This is a genomic window from Amycolatopsis alkalitolerans (assembly GCF_006152065.1).
Taxonomy (GTDB): Bacteria; Actinomycetota; Actinomycetes; order Mycobacteriales; family Pseudonocardiaceae; genus Amycolatopsis_E; species Amycolatopsis_E alkalitolerans.
Genome location: NZ_VDFW01000062.1, coordinates 1 through 9673, shown reverse-complemented (window position 1 = coordinate 9673; position 9673 = coordinate 1). Strand labels below are relative to the sequence as shown.

The following is a 9673-nucleotide window of genomic DNA, read 5'->3' as shown; positions in this document are numbered from 1 at the left end:
CCCGTTCCTGCTCATCGGCGAAGGCACCAGCGAGATCCAGAAGACCATCATCAGCCGCGGTCTCCTCCGCGAGTACCGGGTGTGATCAACCAGTGCGAACCGTCTCTCGGGGATTGCGGGCACCAACGCATGTCGTGTATTGACGATGGTTCCGTGCAATGAGGTACAATCACCATGATTGCAGGTCGACGCGAGGGATGACCATGGCTGGACGCACAAAAGACACCACCGCGCGTGCTCGCATCAAGGGGTATCTCGCCGAGCACGGACCCATCGCGGACCGAAGTGGTGGTGCGACCACCATGCTTCGCGAGGCCATCGACTATAAAGGTAGCTCTGTCGCCTTCATCCAGCTCGTCACCGCGATGGACCAGGCCGGGGAGATCCAGCGCGAGATCAAGGGTAAGCGCACCTACGGCATCCGGTTGGGCGCGCAGCAGGGTGCCGAGGTCGGCGCGACCATACCCGCACCGCAGCAGGCAGCCGGGCACACCGCTTCGGGTGCGCAGATCGACTACGACTTGCTCGCGCAGGCCCTGCTGCGGCAGCTGGTGCGTTCGCTGGCGCCTGCCGTCGGCTCGGACGTGCCGGTGTCTGGCGTCAGCCACCCGGTGGACGTTGAAAGCAGCCGCGATCTGCTTGCCGAGCGGGATCAGTTGCGTGCCGAGCGGGACGAGTACCTGAAGCGTCTCGAGACTTCGCGCCGCCAGCTGAACGCGCTGATGGCCCTGTATGTGCGGGAAGATGCCGATCAGGCTGCGGTGGCCGAGGGGCGCGAGCTGCTGGCGCGGCTGAAGGATGCGGGCCTGCCCGACACCGCCGCCGAACGCGCCAGCTGAACCTCGCGGCCCTGCCTGGGTGACAGGCGATCTGGCGCGTCGCCGGTCGTTGTGCGCCGAGGTATCGCTCGGCCCGAAGCCGCTTGTAATAATGTGCGAACATAACTAGAATGAATGTCACTACATAATTGCTGGTGTGCTCCGAACTTGGCGGCGACCCGGCCGGATAAGCATCCGCTGCCGTCCGTTGGGAGCGAGCTCGCATCGCGCAGGGTTTCCCGGCGTCGCGATGCGAGAAGGAGGAAGTATGACTTTCGTGGTCACCCAGGGATGCGTGGACATCCTCGACAAGTCGTGTGTCGGAGTGTGCCCGGTGGACTGCATCTACGAAGGCGACCGCATGATGTACATCAACGCGGACGAGTGTGTCGACTGCGGTGCCTGCGAACCGGTCTGCCCGCAGGAAGCCATCTTCTACGACGAAGAAGTCCCGGAAGCCCTTTCGGTCTTCGTCGACGGGAGCCGCGAGTTCTTCTCCGACCTCGGCAGCCCCGGCGGGGCTGCCGAGGTCGGCAGGGTCGGCAAGGACAGCCCGGCGCTGGTCGCGGTGTTGTCGTCGATTCCGCGCGCCGAGGCGGCGAGGGACTGAACGCGGCGATGCTGTCGTCCCCTGTGCCTATCCGCCCGGTCACGATCCCGTTGGCACGTCCCGTGGTGGGACCCCTATCCAGGAAGCGGTGAAGGCCGATGTCACGCCCTCCACGCGTGGCCGTCATCGGTGCGGGGCCCTCGGGCCTCTACGCCGCGGCCGCTCTGCTCGCGTCCGAAACACCCGTCGAGGTCGATGTGCTCGATCGGTTGCCTGCTCCGTATGGCTTGGTCCGCTACGGAGTGGCACCGGATCACATCCGGATGAAGAGTGTGATCCCAGTGCTGCGAAAGCCCTTCGCCGTCGGCTCTCGGATCAGGTTCCTCGGCAATGTCTGCCTCGGGGAGCACGGCTTGGTGCTGGACACCCTTCGCCGGCACTACCACGCGGTCATCCACGCTTCCGGTAGTTCTCGCGACCGCCGTCTCGGCATCCCGGGTGAGGATCTAGACGGCAGTCATGGTTCCCGCGCGCTGGTCGGCTGGTACAGCGGGCACCCGGATTTCACGGCCCTCGATCCCCGCTTGGACCATTCCGGGGTCGTCGTCGTAGGGGCAGGAAACGTGGCGCTGGACATCGCCAGGGTTCTCACCCGCGATGTCGCGGACATGGCCCGCACCGACGTGCCCGATCACGTACTGAAGTCGCTACAGCAGAGTTCCGTCCGCGACGTGCACGTGGTCATCCGGCGGTCCCCGGAGCACGTCAAGTTCACCCCACCCGAGCTTAGGCAGATCGGTGAGCTCGACGACGTGTCGGTGCTGGTCCACAACGGCGGTGCGATCGCGGGGCGCGCGGGAGAGCCCGCGGATCGGCGGCAGCGGCAGAACATGCGGCTGCTCGATGGGTGGGCGAAAGCCGGGGGGCAGCCGGCACGCCGCCGCATTCACCTGCACTTCCAGCGGTCTCCCGTCCGTGTCGCCGGCGGCGACGGCAAAGTCACCGGCGTGGTGGTGGAGCGCAACGAGATCCGCGACGGCAGGCTCGTGGGGACGGGGCGCGAGGAGACGATCGAGGCCGGCCTTGTGGTCCGGGCCATCGGGTACTCCGGCGAGCCGATCGGCGGGCTCCCGTTCGACGAGGCCGCCGGTGTCGTGCCGAACGTGGCGGGGCGAGTGCTCCGCGACGGGAATGTCGTGCCAGGCCAGTACGTGACCGGCTGGATCAAGCGCGGGCCATCCGGCGTGATCGGAACCAACAAGGGAGACGCGGGGCAGACCGTGTCCTCGTTGCTGGCGGATCTGGCTGGCCTGCCGGCGCCCGCCCATCCCGAGCCCGAGTCGATCACGGAGTGTCTCGGCACGCTCGGGTTCGACGTTGTCGCTTGGGAGCACTGGGAAAGCCTGGACGTCGAGGAGATCCGGCTCGGTCGCGTTCGCGGCTGCGCCGAGCGCGTCAAGGTCGCCGGCCTGGACGCGATGATGCGGGCGTGCCGGACACCGTCCGAGGACCGTCAGGAGACGGCGGTTGGCTGAGCCCGCGTTCCCGATGACCGCACGCCCAATGATGTTGCCTACTCATGAATACTTAGTCGAGACAGGAGCGAGCCCCAATGACGGAGATCGCGGCACCGATTGACCATCCCAGCAAGTTCTTCATCGACGGGACGTGGACGGAACCATCGTCCACGTCCACGATCGACGTCATCGACTCGGGGACCGAGGAACTCTATTTCCGGGTCGCCGAGGCGCAACCCGCCGACATGGACCGTGCCATCTCGGCGGCACGCCGGGCGTTCGACGACGGGCCCTGGCCGCGGCTGTCGCACGAGGAGAGGGCCGGCTACCTGCGCGGCTTCGCCGACGGCCTGCGCGCGCGTGCGTCCGAGGTCGGTGAGATCTGGCCGCGGCAGTCCGGAGTACTGCAGTCGATCGCCTTGCTCACCGCCCAGGGTGAGGCCGGGATGTTCGACTACTACGCGGGTCTCGCGAGCACGTTCGAGTTCGAGGAACAGCACAAGCCGTCGCTCGGCGGGTTCGGGCTCCTGGTGCGCGAACCGGTCGGTGTGGTCGGTGCGATCATCCCGTGGAACGGCCCGTTGAGCCTTATCGTGTACAAGATCGCGCCTGCCCTGCTCGCCGGGTGCACCGTTGTTGTCAAGGCTTCGCCCGAAGCGCCGGGGGAGGCGTACCTGATGGCGCAGATCGCCGAGTCGATCGGACTTCCCGCCGGGGTGCTCAATGTCGTGACCGCCGATCGTGAGGTGTCCGAGTGCCTGGTGCGTGACCCCCGGGTCGACAAGATCGCGTTCACCGGTTCGACCGCCGCGGGCCGCCGGATCGCGTCGCTGCTCGGGGACCGCATCGGCCGGTACACCCTCGAACTCGGCGGGAAGTCGGCCGCCGTGGTGCTCGACGACGCCGATATCGAGACGACGGCGGCGCAACTGGCAGGGGCCGAATGCCTGATGACAGGGCAGGTGTGCGCGTCGCTCACCCGGATCATCGTCACGCGAGGCCGGCACGACGCGCTGGTCGAGGCGCTCGCGACGAACTTCTCCCAGGTGCGAGTGGGCTCGCCGTTCGACGCCCAGTCCCAGATGGGCCCGTTGGCCATGAGCCGCCAGCGAGACCGGGTGGAGGGTTACATCGCGAAGGGGATCGCCGAGGGGGCCAAGCTCGTCGCGGGCGGCGGGCGCCCCAAGCACCTCGACCGGGGTTACTACGTCGAGCCCACTCTGTTCGCGAATGTGGACAACAAGCACACCATTGCGCGGGAAGAGATCTTCGGGCCGGTGCTCAGCGTCATCCCCGCCGAGAACGAGGCCGACGCCGTCCGCATCGCCAACGACACCATCTACGGTCTCAACGCGTCGGTCTTCACCGATGACATCGACCGCGCCCAGCAGGTCGCGCGGGAGTTGCGTTCGGGGACGGTTGGCATCAACGGTTTCCGCAGCGACTTCGGGATCGCGTTCGGTGGTTTCAAGCAGTCCGGCGTCGGGCGCGAGGGCGGGCGCGAGGGTCTGTTGCCCTACCTGGAGGTGAAGACGATTCTCGGGGACAAGACACCGACCGGCTACTCGGAGTTCAGCTGAGGCGGGGGCGTCACCTGGCGGCGTCGAGTTCCAGTGTCGACAACACTTCCGCGGCGATCCGCCCCGGCTGGGTCCAGCAGAGCGGCAACCGCTCCGTCTCGACGTTGATCAGCTTGCCGTTTCGCACGAGTTCGACGCCGTCCACGTCGCCTGGGTGGAGGATGTCGAACTCGCTGGTGAGGAACACGCCCGGCGCCGTGATCTTCGGAGCGCGTCACCCGGTGAGTACTTGTACACCGCGTGGTAGGGCCAGAACACCCGGTCGGGGAGCAACGAGGTCGAAGCCACCATGGTGTCCACGTAGCGGCGCATGCGCCAGCGCCCCTTTCATCAACGATTCACTATTGTGTTGAGCATAACTTGCGAACTATCAGGACTGGAACGTCCGCATGGCGTCGGCGATCGCGTCCAGAGTGGTCAGGTCGAACGGAGCGCGGAAGGCGAAGTTCACCTGATTCGCGCCGGCGTCGACGTACCGCGCGATACCGTCGCCCAGTTGTGCTCCGGAGCCGCGGAGGACGCCGCCGGCGGGCATGATGGTGCTCATCGTGCCGATGAACTGCTCGTAGGCAGCCTGGTCCGGGGCGACGCCGACATTCGCGGCGCACCGGATCTCGCCGGCGTCCCGTCCGGCCGCCGCGCAGTGCTCGCGGAGAACACCGTGTTTGCGCCCGAACTCGGCGGCCGTGAGAAACGGCGCGTTCCAGCCGTCGGCGACCCTGGCGGCGGTCGGCAGTGTCCGTTTCTCGCCCGCGCCGCCGATCCAGATGGGCAGCGCCGGCTGGACCGGGCGAGGGTCGAGCCGCGCGGCATTCAGCTGGAAGTGCCGCCCGGAGAACTCGCTTTCGCGTTGGCGGAGCAGCAGCCGCAGGCAGGTGGCCGACTCCTCGAGGATGTCCATGCGCTCGGCGACCGGCGGGAACCGGATGCCATACGCGGCGTGCTCGCGCGCCGACCAGCCCGCGCCGACGCCGATCTGGGCACGGCCGCCGGAGAGCTGGTCGATGGTCGCCGCGGCCTTCGCGAGCACAGCTGGATGCCGGTAGGTCGCGCAGTAGACCAGGACACCGCACTGCACCCGGTGGGTCGCGGCGGCCAGCGCCGTGTGCATCGAGACCGCCTCCAGCGACCCGCCGTCCGCGTGCGAGGAGGGGTAGAAGTGGTCCCAGGCGGACACCCAGTCGAAACCGAGATCCTCGGCGTGACGCGCGACGCCGAGCACGTCCGCGACCGTCGTGTCCTGCAGGCCGACATGTATGCCGAACCGAAGCTGCATGCAAGGGCCTCGCTTCTGTTTCGAGACGATCGGAACCGTATTATCCTCCACTATCATAATTAGGGTTCACGGCCGGACCGGCATGCGGGTCAGTCCGGCACCCAGGCACTGATGAGGCGATCGGATGACCGAATGGGCCGAACCCGGAACTGCCGGCGACGTTGGTATCGCCGCCCTGATCTCGCGGATGTCCGAGGCGGCGACCGCGTTTCTGTCCCTGCTGTCCGATGAGCAGCGATCCGCGACCATGCTCGACTTCGCGGACGAGGGGGAACGGCGCCGCTGGTTCTACACGCCGACGGCCCGTCCCGGTCTGGCGCTGCTGGACATGACGCCCGAGCAGTCGCAGGCGCTGTTCAAGATGCTCGCGGTCGGTCTGTCCGAGTACGGATACGGCCATGTCTGCATGGTCATCGGCATGGAGCACGTCCTTGACTACCGGTACGGGTTCCCCGCCAGGGCGTACGGCGGAACGCCGGGCACCCGGATCCGGCATCCCGGCAACTATCGCGTGGCGGTCTTCGGCGTTCCGGGGCCGCACGCGTGGAGCTGGCGGATCGGGGGACACCACGTCGCACTGCAGTTCACCGTCCGCGGCGGCGAGATCTCCGTAACGCCTGCCTTCTTCGGCGGCGAGCCGGCACGTGCCGAGATGGCCGGCGGTGCGGTCCTGCGCATGATGGCCGGCGAGGAGGACACCGCCAGAGCACTCATGGCCAGCCTGGACGGCGAGCAGCGGCGAGTGGCGACGATCTGCCCGGTCCCGCCCACCGACATCGTGCAGGAGAACGCGCCGACAGTGGGGATCGGCGCCATTCCCACCATTGGCGGGGAGGGGCCTGGCGGGCAGGTGCTCCGTGACTACCTGCGGCTGACCCGGGAGCACGATGAGATGTACCGCTACACCGCCGCGCCCAAAGGTCTCACCGCCGCCGGCATGTCATCGAGACAGCGCCAGCGGCTGGTGCATGTCATCCGCACCTACTTCTCGCACCTGGCCGCCCCCATCGGGGCCCAGTACGAGCATGTGTTCGACAGCACGTCGCTGAACGGTACGGCGTTCGCGTGGGCGGGCCCGGCCGAACCGGGAGCCGCGCACTACTACCGCATCCAGGGAGAACGACTGCTCATCGAGTACAACTGCGCGCAGAACGGGGCGAACCACAAGCACAGCGTGTGGCGCGACCCCACCGGAGACTTCGGCGACGCCCTGTACACCTCCCGGGAAACCATGTGTTGATTGCACAAGTACTAAAACAAGATTAGCCTGCAGGTAGGTTGGCCTCGCCCCGTTCCACTCCGATCGCAACCATGGAGCCATTGTGACCCAGGTCAAGAGCCCTGATTCCTACGAGCTGTTCGCGGAAGGCACCCTCCGCGAGCCCCATGAGTTCTGGGCCTCGCTCCGGTCGCAGTGTCCGGTCTTTCCCACCGAGGAGGGAATCGGGTACTACGTGATCAGCAGGTACGCCGACGTCACCGCGGTGCTGCGTGACACGGAGACCTTCTCCAGCGAGCTGAGCCGTCGGTTCAAGGGCGGGGTCTCGGCCTACGAAGACAGCCCGGCGGTCAAGGAGGTACTCGCGGACGCCTGCCCGTACGTCGGCACCCTGAACTTCACCGACGGGCCCCGGCACGCCGCCCAGCGCCGCGCTGTCCGCCGCGGGTTCACCGTCGCCCGTGTTCGTGCGCTCGAGGAGCTCATCTCGAACATCGTGGACGAGCTGCTCGACGATCTGCCCTCGAACGAGGAGGTCGACATCGTGCCGAGGCTGAGCGTGCCACTGCCGGTTCGCGTGATCACTCATATCCTCGGGTTGGACGCGGACAAGGCGGCACAGGTCAAACGCTGGGGTGACGCCCAGGTCGCCCGGTTCGGGCATCCGCGCGAGAGCGAGGAGGAAAACCTCGAGATCGCGCGCACCATCGTCGAGATGCACCAGTACATCATCGGGCAGCTCGAAGCGCGGGAAAAGGAGCCACGGGACGACTTCCTGAGCGACCTGCTGGCCGGTGCCGAGGGCGTCAGCAGGCAGGAGCTGGTGCTTATCTGCGCACAGCTGATCGTCGCCGGCGCGGAATCGACCGCGAGCATGATCAGCTCCCTGATCGACCAGCTGGTCGACCATCCCGACCAGCTCGCGGCGCTGCGTGCGGATCGCTCGCTGATCCCCGACGCGGTCGAGGAAACGCTCCGCTTCGAGTCGCCGATCAAGGCCGCCTACCGGTTCACCACCCGCGACGTCGAGATCGGCGGGTCCGTGATCCCCGCGAACTCGGTCTGCCTGGTGCTGCTGGGTTCCGCGGACCGCGATGACGATGTGTACGACTCGGCGGGCAGGTTCGACATCTCGACGACCGAGGGCCGGCCGAACCATGTCGCGTTCGGTATGGGCGCGCACCTGTGCTCCGGCGCGGCGCTCGCCCGTGCCGAAGGCCGGATCGTTCTGGAGAAGCTTCTCGACCGGACGTCCGACATCCGTCGCATACGGCGTCCGGAACCGCGTCACGAGGCGGACCTGACCGTTCGTTCGCTGCACTCTCTCCCGCTCGTGTTCGTTACGGCGACGTGACGTCATGACGACCACCGAACACCGACCGAGGAATGGAGTGTGTCAATGTCGCTCGCGCTCGACCGATCACTGATCGCCGACCGGCTCGAACTGTCCGACCTGCTCGCGCGGCTGAGCCGAGCGGTGGACCGGGCGGATCGGGCCGGCATCATCGCGTGCTACGCCGAAGAGTCCTACGACGACCACGGTGCCGGCTTCAAGGGGAGCGGCCGCGAGTTCGCCGACTACATCTGCGGCGGTTCGCCGACCTCCGCGCAGGCGCTGTTCCTGTTGCACCACCTTGGCCAGCAGCTGTTCGACATCGAGGGTGACGAAGCCTTCGGTGAGACGGCCTACATGATGGACATGAAGACGGGCGACGGAAAGTTCGTGCACGCCTGTGGCCGCTATCTCGACTACTTCCAGCGCATCGACGGCCGGTGGCGGGTGAAGTACCGCCGGGTCGTCTCCGAGTGGACCGGCGCGATCGACGCCGACGAGTTTCCCCGGTCCGATACCCAGCTTCGCAGCGCCCGCGACAGGTCGGACCCGCTGTACGACCGCAAGCGCTGGCCCGACAGCGTCTAGGTGATGCGTGGATACGTCGACACCCGATGGGGGCAACTCCACTTCTTGGCCACCGGCTCGGGTGAGCAGACCATCGTGCTGCTGCACGAGACGCCGCTCAACCACGCCGCGTTCCAGCGCCTGGCCCCGCTGCTGAGCGAGAAGTTCCGGGTCGTCGCCTTCGACACGCCGGGGTACGGCGAATCCGACAGCCCGGCCGGGCCGACCACGATCGAGGACTACGCGAAGACGTTCACCGAGGGGCTCGATGCCATCGGGCTCGACCGCATCGTGCTCTACGGCGTGCACACCGGCGGCAGATTCGGGGTCCACCTGGCCGCGACGCTCGGCGCCCGTGTCGAGGGCCTGGCACCGGGCGGGGCGCCCTTCTACACAGACGAGGTCCGGGAGGCGAAGGTCGTGCCCGCGATCCCGGCCTTCGCCGACGACAGCTCGCACCAACTGGGCATTTTCGAATGGGAGCCCGCGGTGTACGACCCGGAAGCCCGCAGCCGCCCCGTGGCAGGAATCGCGCACGACCCGCGCACGGGCTACCAGGCCTTCCATGCCGTTTACACCTACCAGCCCGCGAAATACCTGGGGAAGACTACGTGCCCGGTGCTGCTCCTGTCGCACCCGGACGATCCGCTGTTCGAGCCGGACAACCGGTTCAAGGCAGGGGTTGCCAACGCGCGGCAGGTCGTCGTCGACGTCGAACGGTTGCCCGTCTAGTGGCAAAGCCGTTCAGTTAGGTCGGCGGCGGTGTTGTCAAGATCGGCTGGATGTCGATGGTGGTGGTGGCTGGGCGGTTGG

General features: G+C 67.3%; 11 protein-coding genes. 9 read left to right on the top strand and 2 right to left on the bottom strand.

The genetic code is table 11. From position 1 onward, the window contains the following. The 5 genes from FG385_RS35205 to FG385_RS33505 all read left to right on the top strand — a co-directional run. Nucleotides 1–85 (top strand): acyl-CoA/acyl-ACP dehydrogenase (locus FG385_RS35205; protein WP_139100840.1); only part of this gene is annotated, 85 nt, incomplete at its 5' end. A 118-nt stretch (nt 86–203) separates the two neighbouring features. Then, nucleotides 204–839 (top strand): hypothetical protein, encoded by a 636-nt coding sequence (locus FG385_RS33520; RefSeq protein WP_139100839.1) that lies wholly within the window; start codon nt 204–206, stop codon nt 837–839. 247 nt (nt 840–1086) lie between these two features. Further along, on the top strand, nt 1087–1428 hold the full coding sequence (gene fdxA, locus FG385_RS33515; protein WP_139100838.1) for a ferredoxin: 342 nt from the start codon (nt 1087–1089) through the stop codon (nt 1426–1428). Nucleotides 1429–1526: 98 nt separating this feature from the next. Continuing rightward, a complete protein-coding gene (locus FG385_RS33510) occupies nt 1527–2903 on the top strand; it encodes an FAD-dependent oxidoreductase (RefSeq protein ID WP_139100837.1) in 1377 nt (458 codons plus the stop codon). Nucleotides 2904–2980: 77 nt separating this feature from the next. After that, entirely contained in the window at nt 2981–4465 is a 1485-nt protein-coding gene (locus FG385_RS33505; RefSeq protein ID WP_139100836.1) for an aldehyde dehydrogenase, read from the top strand. 10 nt (nt 4466–4475) lie between these two features. On the opposite strand, the gene FG385_RS34165 is transcribed toward FG385_RS33505, so the two are convergent. Next, a complete protein-coding gene (locus FG385_RS34165) occupies nt 4476–4652 on the bottom strand; it encodes a hypothetical protein (protein ID WP_160148957.1) in 177 nt (58 codons plus the stop codon). 183 nt (nt 4653–4835) lie between these two features. Then, nucleotides 4836–5741, bottom strand: coding sequence for a TIGR03560 family F420-dependent LLM class oxidoreductase (locus tag FG385_RS33500; RefSeq protein ID WP_160148956.1), 906 nt, complete (start codon nt 5739–5741; stop codon nt 4836–4838). 124 nt (nt 5742–5865) lie between these two features. Here FG385_RS33500 and FG385_RS33495 point away from each other — a divergent pair, with 124 nt between their 5' ends. The 4 genes from FG385_RS33495 to FG385_RS33480 all read left to right on the top strand — a co-directional run bounded on the left by FG385_RS33495 (nt 5866) and on the right by FG385_RS33480 (nt 9592). Further along, nucleotides 5866–6981: a DUF3500 domain-containing protein gene (locus tag FG385_RS33495; protein ID WP_139100834.1), complete on the top strand. Its 1116-nt coding sequence runs from the start codon at nt 5866–5868 to the stop codon at nt 6979–6981. Between the two features lie 82 nt (nt 6982–7063). Continuing rightward, the gene (locus FG385_RS33490; RefSeq protein WP_139100833.1) at nt 7064–8314 is read left to right on the top strand and encodes a cytochrome P450; all 1251 of its coding nucleotides are present in this window, start codon (nt 7064–7066) and stop codon (nt 8312–8314) included. Nucleotides 8315–8359: 45 nt separating this feature from the next. Then, on the top strand, nt 8360–8881 hold the full coding sequence (locus FG385_RS33485; RefSeq protein ID WP_139100832.1) for a nuclear transport factor 2 family protein: 522 nt from the start codon (nt 8360–8362) through the stop codon (nt 8879–8881). A gap of 3 nt (nt 8882–8884) precedes the next feature. Continuing rightward, entirely contained in the window at nt 8885–9592 is a 708-nt protein-coding gene (locus FG385_RS33480) for an alpha/beta fold hydrolase (protein WP_139100831.1), read from the top strand. Nucleotides 9593–9673 lie beyond the last annotated feature (81 nt).

Excerpts from the sequence above, each read along its gene's own strand:
- FG385_RS33520 (WP_139100839.1), top strand. The coding sequence starts at position 204 with ATGGCTGGACGCACAAAAGACACCACCGCGCGTGCTCGCATCAAGGGG.
- fdxA (WP_139100838.1), top strand. The coding sequence starts at position 1,087 with ATGACTTTCGTGGTCACCCAGGGATGCGTGGACATCCTCGACAAGTCG.
- FG385_RS33510 (WP_139100837.1), top strand. The coding sequence starts at position 1,527 with ATGTCACGCCCTCCACGCGTGGCCGTCATCGGTGCGGGGCCCTCGGGC.
- FG385_RS33505 (WP_139100836.1), top strand. The coding sequence starts at position 2,981 with ATGACGGAGATCGCGGCACCGATTGACCATCCCAGCAAGTTCTTCATC.
- FG385_RS33500 (WP_160148956.1), bottom strand. The coding sequence starts at position 5,741 with ATGCAGCTTCGGTTCGGCATACATGTCGGCCTGCAGGACACGACGGTC.
- FG385_RS33495 (WP_139100834.1), top strand. The coding sequence starts at position 5,866 with ATGACCGAATGGGCCGAACCCGGAACTGCCGGCGACGTTGGTATCGCC.
- FG385_RS33485 (WP_139100832.1), top strand. The coding sequence starts at position 8,360 with ATGTCGCTCGCGCTCGACCGATCACTGATCGCCGACCGGCTCGAACTG.
- FG385_RS33480 (WP_139100831.1), top strand. The coding sequence starts at position 8,885 with ATGCGTGGATACGTCGACACCCGATGGGGGCAACTCCACTTCTTGGCC.